Here is a 14,933-nt window from a genome sequence, read left to right on the forward strand (position 1 = left end):
GTCAGGCCGGGTCGGTTGCCCCGGCCGTGGCGTTGAGCGCATCGCGCAGCGCGGCGATGTCCTGTCGCAGCCGGATGACATCCGGCCAAGGGCGGCCGATGGCGCAGCCGAGCGCGAGCGGAATGTCCTTCGCCTTGGCCTTCAGCGCCCGGCCCTCAGCCGTGAGACCGATCCGCACGGACCGCTCGTCCTCGGGATCGCGACGGCGCGCGACGAAGCCGAGCTTCTCGAGGCGCTTGAGGAGCGGGGTCAGCGTGCCCGAATCGAGCCCGAGCCGCTCGCCGATCGCCTTGACCGAGAGGTCGTCCCGTTCCCAGAGAACGAGCATGGTGAGGTACTGGGGATAGGTCAGCCCCAGCGGCGCCAGCAGCGGCTTGTAGACGCGCGTGAAGGCCTGCGCCGCGGAATAAACCGCGAAGCACAGCTGGTCGCCGAGCTTCAGAACGTCATGATCGTCCGCCATCATCGCCTCCGCTGCCCAGAGACCGCAGCCGCCGCCGCAGCGCAAGGCTGCACATTGGGCGAGATGACCTATTGCAAACAATTTGATTGTGTGCAATCTAATTTATGACGCTGATCGAGCGCCCCTTTCACCATCGCCCCAGGGAGAGCCCCATGAAGATCCTCTACACCGCCCACGGTTCCGCCACCGGTGGCCGCACCGGCTCCGCCGCCTCGGATGACGGCCGCCTGTCCGTGACCCTCGACACGCCGAAGGAGCTCGGCGGTGGCGGCGGCCAGGGCACCAATCCCGAACAGCTTTTCGCGGCCGGCTATTCCGCCTGCTTCCTCGGCGCGCTGAAGTTCGTCGCCGGCAAGGAGAAGGTCGCCCTTCCCGCCGAGACCAAGGTGAGCGCTGCGGTCGGCATCGGCCCGCGCGATGACGGCACGGGCTTCAGCATCGATGTCGGCCTGACCATCAGCGCCCCGGGCGTGGACAAGGCCGTGCTCGAGGACCTGGTCGCGAAGGCCCACATCGTGTGCCCCTATTCGGAGGCGACCCGGAAGAACCTCGACGTGCGCCTCGCCGTCGCCTGATCAGGCCAGTTCCTCCAGCAAGGGCGTCCGCGGCTCGCCGCGGGCGCCCTTGTCGCGTCAGGCCGACGCCGGTCCGAGCGCCGAGCCAAGCCCATAGGCGGCGACGAAAGCGTCGAGATCGGCCTGGGTGATCGCGCCGCCCGCCATGGCCAGGGCGCGGTTGCCGATGAGCGCCCATTTGTCGACGGGGATGTGCCGCATGATCTCGGACCTGACGCGCGGCATGGCGGCAGCGACCTCGGGAATGGTCAGGACCCCGCGCCGGCGCTGGAAGGCCTGCTCCTTGCGGGCGAACCGGCGATTGGCGCCGCTGTCGATCTCGTAATTGGCGAAACCGAGCCCGGTCTTCAGGTACTTCATGTGCCAATAGGCGAAGCCGGCGAAGACCCGGCGGAAATGATACTTGCGGAAGTCCTCGAAGCGGCGGTCGTGGACGAAATAGGCGTCCGGCGTCATGGCGAAGAAGCCGATGTCGCCATTGCCGGAAAAGGGCGTGTCGGCGTGGATGCCGATGAGGCCCGCCTCGTCGCGGACGAGGTTGAGCCCGGAGAAACACAGCATCCGGCCGGGCGCGAGGCCCTCGTCGCGCAGCCGCTTCACCATGGGGACGAGGCCGCGCTCGAAGGCGATGTGGTCGTCGTCGAGCTTGACGACGATCTGCCTGTTCGTCCGGGTCAGGGCGAAGTTCGAGTAGTTGACGACGCTGTGCGGCGAGGCCGCGGGCTCCGCCGCATGGGCCGTGGAGCCGGGCGGATGGACCCGCGGCAGGTAGTGAAACACCTTAAGCTTGTCGGGGCCGAGCTCGTCCTGCAAGGCGGCAAGGACCGCCTCGGTGCCGTCGGTGCACTGGTTGTAGACGGCGACGATCTCATCGACGAAGGGCGCGTGGCTGAGGATTGTCGGGCGCAGGAAATCGGCGCCGTTGCGCGTGCGCACGAAGGCCGAGATGCCGGGCCGACGCTCCGCGACGGCGAGATCGCCGGGGCGGAAGGAGTAGGTGTCGACGGGAGTGATGGAGGCCATGGGATGACGCTGCGGCGGGTGCCCCGGCATTAGACGCCGCGGCCGGGAAAATCCAGCGGCCACTCGCCGCGGCTACCGACCGCACCATGTCGTCGATTGTTTCCGCGCAGGAGAAAGTCCTCGTCACCTTGGTTCGTTTCGGCATAGCCCGCGCTCGCCTATAACCCTCCCCATGGCCGCGCCCCGATCGCGGCACGAGGAGGAGATGACCATGACCGCGATGACCGGCGTCACCATCAAGGGCGCCATGGGCCCCCGCTACGACGAGATCCTGACCCCCGAGGCCCTCGCCTTCGTGGTCGACCTGCAGCGCACCTTCAACGAGACCCGCAAGCGCCTGCTGAAGCTGCGCGTCGAGCGCCAGAAGCAGTTCGACGCCGGCGCCCTCCCCGACTTCCTCGCCGAGACCAAGCACATCCGCGATGCCGCCTGGACCGTGGCGCCGATCCCGGCGGATCTCCAGGACCGCCGCGTCGAGATCACCGGCCCCGTGGACCGCAAGATGGTCATCAATGCGCTGAACTGCGGCGCCAAGTGCTTCATGGCTGATTTCGAGGACGCCAACTCGCCGACCTGGTCGAACCAGATCGAGGGCCAGATCAACCTGAAGGACCGCTGGGCCGGCACCCTCGCCTTCACCGATCCGAATTCCGGCAAGTCCTACGCGATGAAGGACAGGGTCGCCGTCATCATCCCGCGCCCGCGCGGCTGGCACCTGCCCGAGGTTCATGTGCAGGTCGACGGCGAGGACATGTCCGGCTCGCTCTTCGACTTCGGCCTCTATGTCTTCCACAATGCCAAGTCGGCGATCGCCAAGGGCTCGGGCCCCTATTTCTACCTGCCGAAGATGGAGAGCCATCTCGAGGCGCGGCTGTGGAACGACGTCTTCGTCCACGCTCAGGACAAGCTCGGCATCCCCAAGGGCACGATCAAGGCGACCGTCCTGATCGAGACGCTGCCGGCGGCCTTCGAGATGGACGAGATCCTGTTCGAGCTGAAGGACCACATGGCGGGCCTCAATGCCGGCCGCTGGGACTACATCTTCTCCTTCATCAAGAAGCTCGCCCGGAACCAGGCCTATGTCCTCCCCGACCGCGGCCAGGTGGTGATGAGCAAGGCCTTCCTGAAGGCCTATGCCGAGCTCCTCGTGAAGACCTGCCACAAGCGCGGCGCCTTCGCGATGGGCGGCATGGCGGCGCAGATCCCGATCAAGAACAATCCCGAGGCCAATGCTGCGGCCTTCGCCAAGGTGAAGGCTGACAAGGAGCGCGAGGCCACGATCGGCCATGACGGCACCTGGGTCGCCCATCCGGACCTCGTGCCGGTCGCCATGGAGGCCTTCGACCGCCTCATGCCGACGCCGAACCAGGTCTCGCGCCAGCGCGACGACGTCACCGTCGGCCAGAAGGACCTGCTGCAGATCCACGAGGGCACCAAGACCGAAGCCGGCTACCGCGAGAACATCCGCGTCGGCGTCCAGTATATCGAGGCCTGGCTGCGCGGCCGCGGCGCCGTGCCGATCTACAACCTCATGGAGGACGCGGCGACCGCCGAGATCTCCCGCGCGCAAATCTGGCAGTGGACGACCTACGGCGTGGCGCTGGAGGGCGGCATCGCCTGCACCCCGGACTTCTTCGACCGGGCGCTGAAGGAGGAAATGGAGGTCGTGCGGAACGAGGTCGGCGCCGAGGCTTTCGACAAGGGCCGCTTCAAGGAGGCGATCGGCCTGTTCCGCACCCTGTCGCTGGCGCCGGACTTCGAAGAGTTCCTCACCCTGCCGGCCTACCGCATGCTTGCCTGACGAATCACGCGCAAGACCAGAATGGTTAACAAAGGCTCTGTTGCGGCAATGCAACAGAGCCTTTGCTTCAGTTACGTGTGCCGATTATTTGGGCGGAAGACTGCTGCTTGCCTCGTTTTTTGCCTTCCCTGCCACGTCCGGTTGTGACGTGATCGTGTCGTGTTCAAGGTGATTTGGGTCGAAGCAACGGCCCCGCAGGCAGGAGACGCAGATGTTTCGCAAGTTCGTTCTCACCGGCCTTCTGGCTGCCGCGCTCGGCACGGGCGCCCAGGCTGCCGATGTGGCCGCTCCCCCGGCGATTGCCGCTCCGGCGCCGTGGGCCTTCGACTTCGCCTTCGGCGGCAAGTTGATGTCGGACTATAATTTCCGCGGTATCTCGCAGTCGGCCCGCGGCCCCTCGGTCAACGTCTACGGCGAACTGCGCTACGGCTGGCTCTATGGCGGCGCGGCCTTCTGGACCACCAAGCTGCCGACCCGCCCGGTCGGCGAGATCGACATCTATGGTGGTATCCGCCCGGTCATCGGCGACCTGACCCTCGACCTCGGCCTGATGTACTACCTCTACACGCCGGAGCGGCAGTTCATCACCACCGGCGCCGAGACCCCGGTGGCGCTTGCCGGCACCTGGACGCCGCGCAACACCGACTTCCTCGAGTTCTACGGCAAGGCCGGCTACGACATCACCCCCCAGTTCAACCTGGGCGGCGCGGTCTACTACTCGGCCAACTGGCTCGGCACCGGCGCCTACGGCCTCTATGCCGAGGTCAACGCCAAGTACAAGCTGCCGAACGATTTCGCCATCTCGGGTGCCCTGGGCCACTACTGGCTGGGCAACACGACGGTCTTCGGCGTCAACAACTTCAACATCCAGGACTACCTGTACTGGAACGCCGGCGTGTCCTGGACCTACAAGGACGCGGTCACCCTCGACCTGCGCTACCATGGCACCAACCTGACCTCGCAGCAGTGCTTCGCGACGACCGGCGACTACCGCGGCGTGTTCACCGGCTCGGGCCGCTCCAACTGGTGCGGTCACAGCGTGGTGGCGACCCTCTCGGTCGACCTGCAGTGGTCCAAGCTGCCCTACAAGTGATCTGATCCGATCCTCAGGATCATCGAAGGCCGGGGCTCGCCCCGGCCTTTGTCGTTGCAGGGGCTGCGACGCGCCGCCACGCCGATGGGCTCTGGCGTTGTGGCATTGGCGGTCCCATGTTTCCTCCGCCCAGGGAATCGTCTGCCGATGCGACATGAGATCGCCATGCAGCGGTGCCAGACAGGCAGCATGCGGGGGCGACCCGCCTCGACCCGTCTTCCGGAGGATCCTTCCCCATGAACCAACAGGAACGCGACATCATCGCCGGCCTGTTCGACCGCCTCAAATCGGCCGAGAGCCAGCAGCGCGACCCCGAGGTCGATGCCTTCATCAAGGAGCGCCTCGTCCAGCAGCCCGGCGCGGTCTACGCGCTGCTGCAGTCCATGTATGTGTCCGACCAGGCGCTCAACGACCTGTCGCGCCAGAACGAGGCGATGCAGGGCCAGCTCCGCGCCATGCAGGGCCAGATCGATCAGCTCCAGCAGCAGCTCCAGCGCCAGCCGGAGCCCCAGCAGGGCGGCTTCCTGTCCTCCATCTTCGGCTCCAAGCCGGCCGCTCCGCCCCCGGCGCCGCCGCGTCCGCTCGGCATGGGCATGGCCCCGCCGCCCCCCGGCTTCGGCCAGCCGCCCGCCGCGCCTGCCTATGGCGGCCCGCCGCAGCCCGGTTACGGCGCTCCGCCCCAGCCCGGCCCGTGGGGCCAGCCCCAGGGCGGCCCGATGGGCGCCCCGCAGGGTGGTCCCTGGGGTCAGCAGCCCCAGGGTGGTCCCTGGGGCCAGCAGGCCGCGCCCCAGCAGCAGAGCCGCGGTGGCGGCTTCCTGGCGACGGCCGCGACGGCAGCCGTGGGCGTTGCCGGCGGCATGCTCGCCGCCAATGCCATCTCCTCGATGATGGGCGGCGGCACCCGCACCGCGTCGGCGGCTCCGGCGACGGAGACCGGCGCCACCCAGTCGGCCGAGAAGAGCGCCCCGCAGGACAGCTACACCGGCGGCGCCGGTGACCAGAGCGCTGAAAAGGGCGGCTACGACCAGGGCTACGGCAACGACAGCTACCACGAGGCCGGCTACGACAATGGCGGCTACGACGATTTCGGCGGCGACGACATCTGATCGCCTCTGAAAGCTTCTCGTGCGCGGCCGCTCCCCCCGGGGGGCGGCCGCTGCCATGAGCGGGGCGCGGCTGGACATTGACCGGCGCGGGTGGCATGAACCGGACATCCGGAAATCGCGCGCAGGCGGTCCATGAAGACCTTCTTCCTCAAGTTCTTCACCTGGTGGAACAGCCAGACCTTCGGCACCCAGTTCACCATCTGGCGTGACGGCGTGTTCGTCGGCGAGGACGAGTTCGGCAACCGCTACTACCGCTCGCGCTTCGCCAAGGACCCGGCCCTCGGCCACGAGCGGCGCTGGGTCGTCTACAACGGCTATGCCGATGCCTCCGCCATCCCGCCTGGCTGGTACGGCTGGATGCATCACCGCACGGCCGAACCGCCGACCTCGGGCTCCTACCAGCCGCGGGCCTGGCAGAAGCCGCACAAGCCCAACGGCACCGGCACGGCGGAAGCCTATCGCCCGCCCGGTTCGACGCTGGCCGCCGGCAAGCGTCCCCGCGCCACCGGCGACTACCAGGCCTGGACGCCGGGTCAGTGATCACGGCGCGGGACCGCCGCCTCGGCATGGTTCCGCCACTTTCCCGCGTCACATGACCGGCGGCGGGCGCTTAGCCCCGCTTCTGCCGCGCACCGGCTGCCGGTGCCGCGACCACGGACGAGAGAGCACAGCTTGGCCCCTTCTGCCCGGACCCTCCTTGCGCTGACCGGCCTTGGCGCGCTGGCGCTGGCCGCTCTCGCACCCGCGTCCGGCCCGGTCCTGGCGCAGCTGCAGCTCGGGCCCCCGCCAACCTCGCAGCCGCGCCCGAGCGCCCCGCCGCCGGCCGGACAGCTGCCGCCGGCACCGCGGCCGCCGCAGGCCCGCCCCGCCCGTCCGGCCGTGCCGACCGATCCGCAGCCGCCCTCCGCCGACGACGCACCCCGTGACCGCCGCCGGGCGCTTCCCGGCGAGACCGTCGCGCCGGCCCCGGACGAGACGGTGATCGCCCCGCCGCGGCAGAAGATCAACAACCCGACGGCCGTCTTCTCGGGCCTCGACAAGATCACCGGCCGCATCATCTCCTTCGACGTCGCCATCGACGAGACCGTCCAGTTCGGCGCTCTGCAGGTGACGCCGCGCGTCTGCTACACGCGCCCCTCCACCGAGACGCCGCAGACGACCTCCTTCGTCGAGGTCGACGAGGTGACCCTCTCCGGCGAGGTCCGGCGCATCTATTCCGGCTGGATGTTCGCGGCCAGCCCCGGCCTCTCCGGGGTCGAGCACGCCGTCTATGACGTCTGGCTGACCGACTGCAAACAGACGGCCCCGGCCGTCCAGGGGCAGCCGCAGGCGGCCCAGCCGCCTGCTCCGGCGGCCAATGCGCCGCAGCGGCGCTGACCCGCGCGCGGCGACGATTGCCGCGGGCATGGCAGGGGCCTAGATAGGCCGCATGCGCCCGATGCGCCTTGCCGCGACCCTCCTCCTCGCCTTTGCGCTCGCGGCGCAGGCACTGCTCGTGCAGACCGCGCGGGCGGCGCAGGTCGCGGCCATGCCGGGCCCGGCGGGCTTCTGCCTCTCCGACGAGAAGAGCGACCGCCACACGTCCGACCGGGACTGCAAGGTCCACTGCCTGCTGGCCAGCGGCGGCGATGGCGCGGCAATTCCGCTCCGCGACGCCGCAACCTCTCGCGCCTTCGCTCCCCTGGCTCAGGCCCCGGGCGCACCGACCGAGGCGCCGCGGCCCCGCCCCACTCTCGACCAGGCCGCCAGGGCACCGCCGGTCATCGCCTGATGGCCGTCACGTCCCCTGTCCCTGATCGAGAGAGATCCATGAACCGACGCCAGTTTCTCGCGGCCGCCGCCGCCATCGTGCCCAGCCTCGCCCTTGCCCAGGGCCATGGCTCCCACGGCACCGCCCCTGCCAACCCCGCGGTGTTCCGCATCGGAGCGCTCGTCATCGAGGCGCCGTGGACCCGCGCGACGCCGGGCGGCGCCCGTGTCGCCGGCGGCTTCATGACCATCCGCAACACCGGCACCGTGCCGGACCGCCTCGTCGGCGGGACCTTTCCCGGCGCGCCGCGGGTCGAGGTCCATGAAATGGCCATGGCCGACGGCATGATGCGGATGCGCGAGTTGCGCGGCGGCCTGGAGATCCCCGCAGGTGGATCGGTCCAGCTGCGCCCCGGCGGCTACCACATGATGTTCATGGAGCTCGGCGAGCCTGTCCGGGCCGGCGCGCCGCTGCGGGGCACGCTGGTCTTCGAGAAGGCCGGCACGATCGAGATCGCCTACGATGTCGTGCCCGTCGGCGCACCCGGCCCTGCGGGCCATGGCGCGGCGAGGCACTGACATGATCGATCGCCGCAGCCTTCTCGCCGCTCCCGCGCTCCTCGTAACGGTCCCGGCCTTCGCCCATTCCTACCGCCACGGCGACCTGATGATCGGCCATGCCTGGTGCCTGCCATCGGAGGGGGCGACGACGCGGGCCTTCATGCCGCTGGCGGTCGTCCAGGACCAGCCGGACGCGCTCGTCTCGGCACGGACCGAGGCCGCGGAGGCGGTGGAGTTCCGCCCCGTCGCCGGCGGTCCCGCCGCTCCGCGCTGGGACATCGTCCCCCGCCGGCCGATCGGCATGCGATCGGATGGCCCGCATCTCCTGCTCACCGGCCTGAAGCGCCCGCTGAAGGTTCGAGACCGCTTCCCCCTCACCCTCGTCTTCCAGCGCAATGGCGCGAAGGAGGTCGAGGTCTGGGTGGAGCGTGCGCCCTATTCCACCTGACCCCCGAGGCCACCATGCGCTCCATCCCGCTCGATACCCTGCCGGGGGATCGGATCTACAAGATCCTCTGCTCGCTCGTCGTGCCGCGCCCCATCGCGCTGGTCTCGACGCTCGGCCCGGGCGGGGTGGTGAATGCCGCCCCCTTCTCGTTCTTCAACGTGTTCTCGGAAGCGCCACCGCTCGTCGTGCTCGGCCTGCAGCACAAGCCCGACCACTCGCCGAAGGACACGACCCGGCACATCGGCGCTGCCGGGTCCTTCGTGGTCAACATGGTCGACGAGGCGCTGGCCGACGCCATGAACACCTGCGCCATCGACTTCCCGCCTGACGTCTCCGAGGTCGAGGCTGCCGGCCTCACCACGGCGGCCTCGGTGACCATCCCGGCACCCCGCATCGCCGAGGCGCCGGCGGCCCTCGAATGCGTGCGCGAGGTGTCGCTCGCCTTTGGGCCGCAGCGGGAACTGCTGGTCGGGCGGGTGCTGCACGTCCACGTCCGGGAGGACGTGATGGACGAGAAATTCAATGTCGACATGGCGGCCTACCGCCCCGTCGGCCGTCTGTTCGGCAATCTCTATTCCCGCCAGCACGAGGTCTTCGGCCTCGATCGCGTTGACCACGCGACCTGGCTTGCGCGGAAGGAGCGCGGCGAAGGCTGATGGCGGGGCGTCAGGCCCCGAGCCGGTCGATCAGCGCCGCAACGTCCATGGCGCCGCGCGGCGGGCTGACGAGATAGCCCTGGATATGCGTGCAGCCGCAGGCGCGCACGATGGCAAGCTGTTCGTCGGTCTCCACGCCCTCGGCGGTGGTGTCGATGCCGAGGCTGCTGCCGAGCTGGGCCATGGCGCGGACGATGGCCGCATTGTCCGTGCCTCGGTCGAGATCGGCGATGAAGGACCGGTCGATCTTGATCTTGTCGAAGCGGAAGCGGCGCAGGTAGCTCAGCGAGGAATAGCCGACACCGAAATCATCCATGGCGATGCGGACGCCGAGCGCCCGCAGGTCGTGCAGCATGGTCATAGTGACGTCGTCGTTCTGCAGCAGCACCGCCTCGGTGATCTCCAGCTCCAGCCTGCCGGGCGCAAGGCCCGTCTCGGCGAGGACCTGCCGCACCGTGTCGACGAGTTGCCGGTCCTTGAACTGAACCGGCGACAGATTGATGGCGACCGGCACCGACGTGGCCCAGGTGACGGCCTGGCGGCAGGCGGTCTCGAGCACCCAGCGGCCGAGCGGCACGATGAGGCCGGTTTCCTCGGCAATCGGGATGAAGTCGTTCGGCGGAACGGGGCCGCGCAGCGCGTGGGTCCAGCGGACCAGCGCCTCGAAGCCGGCGAGCTTCAGGCCCGTGCTGTCGACCTGCGGCTGGAAGACGAGGTGGAACTCCTCCGCCGCCAGCGCCTCGCGCAGGTCGAGCTCGAGCTGGCGGCGCGCCTCCATGCTGCGGCTCATGTCCGCCTCGTAGAAGCGGTAGGTGGCGCGGCCCTCGGCCTTGGCGCGGTAGAGCGCGAGATCGGCGCATTTCATCAGCTGGTCGCCGGACGAGGCGTCGCGCAGCGCGATGGCAATGCCCATGCTCATGCCGGTGTTGATGACATGCCCCTCGACGACGAGGGGTTCGCTCAAGGTCTTGCCGATGCGGCGGGCCATGCATTCGGCGCCGCCCGGCGTGCCATCGAGCCCACTGAGCAGGATGGCGAATTCGTCGCCCCCGAGACGGGCGATGGTGCCGGCGTCTCCGACGGCCTGTTCGAGGCGGCGGGCGACGACCGACAGCATCTCGTCGCCCACCGGGTGTCCGAGCGTGTCGTTCACCGACTTGAAGTGGTCGAGATCGAGACAAAGCAGGGCGAGCGAGCCACCGGACGTGGGCAGCGCGGCGAGCCCCTCGGTCAGGCGTTCGCGGAAGAGCGTGCGGTTCGGCAGGCCGGTGAGCGCGTCGTGATGGGCGAGGTGGACGATGTGCTGCTCGACCTTGTGGCGCTCGGTGACGTCCTCGTGGACCGCCACCCAGCCGCCATGGGGCATGGGCTGGTAGAGGACCTTGTAGATCCGGTCGCCCGACAGGTGCCGGTGGGAGAGATATTCGCCCCGGCGTAGGCTGTCCAAATATCCGGCCACCAGCTCCTCGGGACTGGCCTGGGCGTAATTGCCCTGGGCGATGCTGTGGCGGACGATATCCAGCATGGCGATGCCGGGATGCACGACATCGGCGGACATGCCGTACATGTCGAGATAGCGCTTGTTGCAGACGATGAGGTTGAGGTTCTCGTCGAGCATGGCGAGGCCATGAGCCATGTTGTTCAGCGCCGCGTTGAAGCGGCGATGCTGCTCGCTGAGCTCGAGGGTCGCGCGCTCGCGGGCCGTGACGTCCTCGAAGGTGGCGAGCCAGCCGCCATCGGCCATGGGCTGGACGCGGATGTTGAGAATGCGGCCGTCGGCGAGATGCCGGGTGAGGGCATAGCCGCGGTGGGCCTCCACCATGTTCATGAATTCGCTGGCGATATCCTGCGCCGTTCGCCCCTTCGTATGGACGCCGCGGGCAACGCTGCGCTCGATCACCTCGACCATGGTCATGCCCGGCCGAACGTCGTCCTCTTCCAGGCGGTAGATTTCGAGATAGCGGCGGTTGCGAACGACGACCCGCATGTCCCGGTCATAGACGCAGAGGCCCTGCGCCATGCCCTCTAGGGTGGCGTCGAGCAGGAGGTTCTGCTGCTGCACCTCCGCGAGGGCCCGGGCCCGCTCGATCTCGGCGCGCCGCAACTCGGTGACGTCCTCGAACATGCCGAGCCAGCCGCCATTCGCCATGGTCTCGATGGAGACGGCGATGATACGGCCATCGTTCATGTGCTGGTCGTAGCTTCGCCCGTCGCTGCGGGCGACCGCTTCGAGACGCCGGGCGACGAGTTCGTCGGCGGTCATCCCGGGATAGCTGCCGAGCTGAACGCCATGGGCGAAGATGTCCCGCAGGCTGATGCCGGGCTTCACCACGGCCGGATCGGCGCGGAAGAGGGTGACGTAGTTCTCGTTGCAGACGATCAGGCGCTGGTCGGCGTCGAACATGCACAGCGCCTGGGACATGGCGTTGAGCGCGGCGTCGAATCGGCGGTGCTGTTCGTTCAGCTCCTGGACGAAGGTCTCGCGCTCCGTCACGTCCTCGGCCGTGAACACCCAGCCGCCGCCGGGCATGGGACGCGACCGGGTCTGGATCCAGCGTCCGTCGGGCAGCTGGCGGCGCTTGTTGACCTCGGAGCCCGATGCAATGGCGCGCCGTGAATCGGCCTGCAACTGCTCCAGCGTCATCCCGGCATAGATGCCGCGCTCGATGCCATGGGCCTGGACCTGGCGGAGGTGCACGCCCCGCCGGACGATGGCCGGGTCGTAGCCGTACATGGTGATGTAGCGGCTGTTGAAGATGACCAGGCGCTGATCGACGTCGAACACCGCCAGCGCGTGGGACATGTTCTCCAGCGCCTCCTCGAAGATCGAGGCCTGGGCGCGCAGTTCGTCCTCGAGGCGCTGCTGCGCGGTGATGTCGTGGTGGATCGCCACCCAGCAGCCGCCGGCGGCCGGTTGGTAGCGGATCGAGATGATGCGCCCGTCGTCAAATCGCTCGACACGCGCGAAGGGTTCACCCTTGGCGATGAGCCCTAGCCGTTCGGCCCAGGCCTCCTCCAGGCTCCGGCCGCCGAGGCGCCCGCGGCTGGCGCTGTAGCGCAGCAGGCCATACATCGGCGCGCCGACGCGGATCATCTCCTCGGGCATGCCGAAGATCTCGCGCATCCGGGCGTTGGCGAGGCGAACCGTCAGGTCGGGAGCGAAGACGCAGAAGCCGTGGTCGACGGAATCGAGGGCGATGTCGCGGTAATCGAGCGCGGCGAGATCGGCGGGTCGTCGATCCCGTTCGACTCGGCCAGCCGCTCCAGTCCGCGTCAAAGCCAATCCCTGCTCCCTGGCTCAAGCCCGCGTTGGTATCGCGATTCGCCGAACATTACGTTAACCCCGCAGTTGAAGTCGGCGATGATCGGCATCAACTGGCGAGCAAAGGACCGGGGGACCGGAATACCCCTCGTGCTGCTGCGGCAGGGCGTGCGCGTAACCGAGCGAGGCGTGGGACGCCGCCGGTTGGAAACAGGACCGCCCTAGGGCAATCTGCCCGAACCCCGACGAGGTCCGCATGTCGATGCCATCACGCCGCTCCCGCACCGCGCTCGCCGGAACGCTCGCCGTGCTCATGGGCCTCGGCGGCCTCCCGGGGCTCGAACTTCGTCCTGCCGCTGCCCAGTTCGACCTCGGCGCGGGACTGCGCGCGCTCGGCGGCGCCCAGGGTGCCGGCCGCGCCAATGATGCGCGCCGCCCCGGCGTCGCGGCCCCGCGCCGCGGCCAGCCGAGCTCGACCGCCCCGCGCGCCGTGCGCCGTGGCGCCGAACCGCAGCAGGCCGCCCCGCAGGGCCTTCCCGGTGGGCTCGGCGCCCTGGCGCCGGTCCTTGGCCTGCCCGCCCAGACCCAGCCGCAGCAGCCGCCTGTCCGCGGTGCACGGCGCGGCCCTGCCCGCGCGCCCCAGGCGCAGCCCGAGGCCGGCAATGCCGCGGGCGCCGCAGCCGCGCTCGGCGTCATCGCCCCGGTCCTCGGCGCGGCGGTCGGAGGCGGCGGCATTCCCGGTGGTCCCGGCGGCATCCTGCCTCCCGGCCTTCCCGGTGGGGGCGGCTTCGGCGGCGGTGGTGGGCGCAACGCGATCATCGGCGCGGCGGCGGCGGCGATCGCCGTGCCGGCCATTCTCTCGATCATCGAACAGGCGCGGGCCAATACCGACGCGCGGGGACCGGCCGGCGACCCGCCGGGCCTGCCGCCCGCCAACGAGCGGCGCTTCGTCTCCGGCGAGGTCCTCTTCATCATGTCGCCGGATGCACCGCCCGAGGCCATCCGCCAGGTGGAGCGGCGGTTCGGCCTGCGCCTCCTGCAGCGGGAGACGGCGGAAACGGTCGGCGCGGTGATGCACCGCTACCGGGTGCCGAACCGCCAGACCGTGCCGGCCGCCATCCGCGCCATGCAGCAGGCGGCGGGCTTCGCCTATATCCAGCCGAACTATGTGTTTGAACGGCCGGAATTCCGCGTGAAGCTGCAATCGGCCAGTGCCATGCGGGCACGCGGCGACGAGCGCCTGCAATATGTCATCGGCGCGCTCAGGCTGCAGGAGGCGCACCAGCTCGCCCGCGGCCAGCGCGTGGCGATCGCGGTGATCGATTCCGGCGTCGACGCCAGCCATCCCGAGCTCGAGGGTCGCGTCGTCCAGAGCTTCGATGCCGTCGGCGGCCAGTTCCGGGCGCATGAGCACGGCACGGGCATGGTCGGCGCCATCGTGGCGCAGCGGCAGCTTGTCGGCGTCTCGCCGGGGGCCGACATCTATGCGGTCCGCGCCTTCGCGCCCGGCCAGACCCAGGGCTCGACCGGCACCAGCTTCCATATCGTCAAGGCGATGGACTGGGCCATCCGCAACGGCGCCAAGGTCATCAACATGAGCTTCGCTGGCCCGCGTGATCCGATGATCGCCCGCGCCATCCAGGTGGCCGCCGACCGTCGCATCGCGATGATTGCCGCCATGGGCAATGGCGGACCGAATGCGCCCATCGCCTATCCGGCCGCCGATCCCAATGTCATCGCGGTCACGGCCACCGACCGCGAGGGCCGGCTGTTCGACGCTGCGACGCAGGGCGATCACGTCGCCCTCGCTGCCCCGGGCGTCGAGATCATCCTGCCGGCGCCGCGCGGCGGCTATCAGATCTCCTCGGGAACGTCGGTGGCGGCCGCCCATGTCAGCGGCGTCGCCGCCCTCATCCTCGAGCGCCATCCCGACGCCGATCCGGCGACGCTGCGGCGCCTGTTGCAGGCAACCGCCCGCCAGGGCGCGATCCCCGATCCGCGCCTCGGCGCCGGCGTGACCGATCCGGTGAGTGCGCTCACCGCCGAACTGCCGCGCCAGGAGGCCCCGCCCGCCATCGCCACCGCTCCGGCTCCGGCCGGCGAGGCGCCCCGGGCCGACGCCCAGCCTCAGCCTTCGCCGGAAGCGCCGGCACCGGCGACGGTGCCCCAGCGCTGAGGCGCCTCGCGCAGGGCGTG

Annotated in this window: 14 protein-coding genes; 11 read left to right on the forward strand and 3 right to left on the reverse strand. The window is 69.6% G+C overall.

The window, feature by feature from the left end:
- Position 1: 1 nt before the first annotated feature.
- The gene (locus tag C8P69_RS06935) at positions 2-463 is read right to left on the reverse strand and encodes a MarR family winged helix-turn-helix transcriptional regulator (protein WP_108175391.1); all 462 of its coding nucleotides are present in this window, start codon (positions 461-463) and stop codon (positions 2-4) included.
- A 152-nt stretch (positions 464-615) separates the two neighbouring features.
- Here C8P69_RS06935 and C8P69_RS06940 point away from each other — a divergent pair, with 152 nt between their 5' ends.
- Positions 616-1,038 (forward strand): organic hydroperoxide resistance protein, encoded by a 423-nt coding sequence (locus C8P69_RS06940; RefSeq protein WP_108175393.1) that lies wholly within the window; start codon positions 616-618, stop codon positions 1,036-1,038.
- A gap of 57 nt (positions 1,039-1,095) precedes the next feature.
- Here C8P69_RS06940 and C8P69_RS06945 read toward each other — a convergent pair whose 3' ends face one another.
- Positions 1,096-2,061 carry a glycosyltransferase family 2 protein gene (locus C8P69_RS06945; RefSeq protein ID WP_108175395.1) on the reverse strand — a complete coding sequence of 322 codons (966 nt, stop codon included), beginning with the start codon at positions 2,059-2,061 and terminating at the stop codon, positions 1,096-1,098.
- Between the two features lie 211 nt (positions 2,062-2,272).
- Here C8P69_RS06945 and aceB point away from each other — a divergent pair, with 211 nt between their 5' ends.
- From aceB to C8P69_RS06990, 9 genes are all read left to right on the forward strand, one after another.
- Positions 2,273-3,862 carry a malate synthase A gene (aceB, locus tag C8P69_RS06950; protein ID WP_245901899.1) on the forward strand — a complete coding sequence of 530 codons (1,590 nt, stop codon included), beginning with the start codon at positions 2,273-2,275 and terminating at the stop codon, positions 3,860-3,862.
- Positions 3,863-4,073: 211 nt separating this feature from the next.
- Complete coding sequence (locus C8P69_RS06955; protein ID WP_108175399.1) at positions 4,074-4,955, forward strand: TorF family putative porin; 882 nt, start codon at positions 4,074-4,076, stop codon at positions 4,953-4,955.
- A gap of 236 nt (positions 4,956-5,191) precedes the next feature.
- A complete protein-coding gene (locus C8P69_RS06960) occupies positions 5,192-6,061 on the forward strand; it encodes a DUF2076 domain-containing protein (protein ID WP_108175401.1) in 870 nt (289 codons plus the stop codon).
- Between the two features lie 132 nt (positions 6,062-6,193).
- A complete protein-coding gene (locus C8P69_RS06965; protein WP_108175403.1) occupies positions 6,194-6,601 on the forward strand; it encodes an NADH:ubiquinone oxidoreductase subunit NDUFA12 in 408 nt (135 codons plus the stop codon).
- Positions 6,602-6,733: 132 nt separating this feature from the next.
- Positions 6,734-7,438, forward strand: coding sequence for a DUF2155 domain-containing protein (locus C8P69_RS06970; RefSeq protein WP_245901900.1), 705 nt, complete (start codon positions 6,734-6,736; stop codon positions 7,436-7,438).
- Between the two features lie 52 nt (positions 7,439-7,490).
- Positions 7,491-7,832 carry a hypothetical protein gene (locus tag C8P69_RS06975; RefSeq protein ID WP_108175406.1) on the forward strand — a complete coding sequence of 114 codons (342 nt, stop codon included), beginning with the start codon at positions 7,491-7,493 and terminating at the stop codon, positions 7,830-7,832.
- A 38-nt stretch (positions 7,833-7,870) separates the two neighbouring features.
- Positions 7,871-8,389 (forward strand): copper chaperone PCu(A)C, encoded by a 519-nt coding sequence (locus tag C8P69_RS06980; RefSeq protein ID WP_108175408.1) that lies wholly within the window; start codon positions 7,871-7,873, stop codon positions 8,387-8,389.
- Position 8,390: 1 nt separating this feature from the next.
- On the forward strand, positions 8,391-8,819 hold the full coding sequence (locus C8P69_RS06985; RefSeq protein WP_170118148.1) for a copper chaperone PCu(A)C: 429 nt from the start codon (positions 8,391-8,393) through the stop codon (positions 8,817-8,819).
- A gap of 14 nt (positions 8,820-8,833) precedes the next feature.
- A complete protein-coding gene (locus tag C8P69_RS06990) occupies positions 8,834-9,475 on the forward strand; it encodes a flavin reductase family protein (RefSeq protein WP_108175412.1) in 642 nt (213 codons plus the stop codon).
- 10 nt (positions 9,476-9,485) lie between these two features.
- Here the strand turns inward: C8P69_RS06990 and C8P69_RS06995 are convergent, their stop codons facing one another.
- The gene (locus C8P69_RS06995; RefSeq protein WP_108175414.1) at positions 9,486-12,758 is read right to left on the reverse strand and encodes a PAS-domain containing protein; all 3,273 of its coding nucleotides are present in this window, start codon (positions 12,756-12,758) and stop codon (positions 9,486-9,488) included.
- 235 nt (positions 12,759-12,993) lie between these two features.
- On the opposite strand from C8P69_RS06995, the gene C8P69_RS07000 reads away from it, so the two are divergent.
- Complete coding sequence (locus C8P69_RS07000; protein ID WP_108175416.1) at positions 12,994-14,913, forward strand: S8 family peptidase; 1,920 nt, start codon at positions 12,994-12,996, stop codon at positions 14,911-14,913.
- Positions 14,914-14,933: the final 20 nt, after the last annotated feature.

This window comes from Phreatobacter oligotrophus, assembly GCF_003046185.1.
Lineage (GTDB): Bacteria > Pseudomonadota > Alphaproteobacteria > Rhizobiales > Phreatobacteraceae > Phreatobacter > Phreatobacter oligotrophus.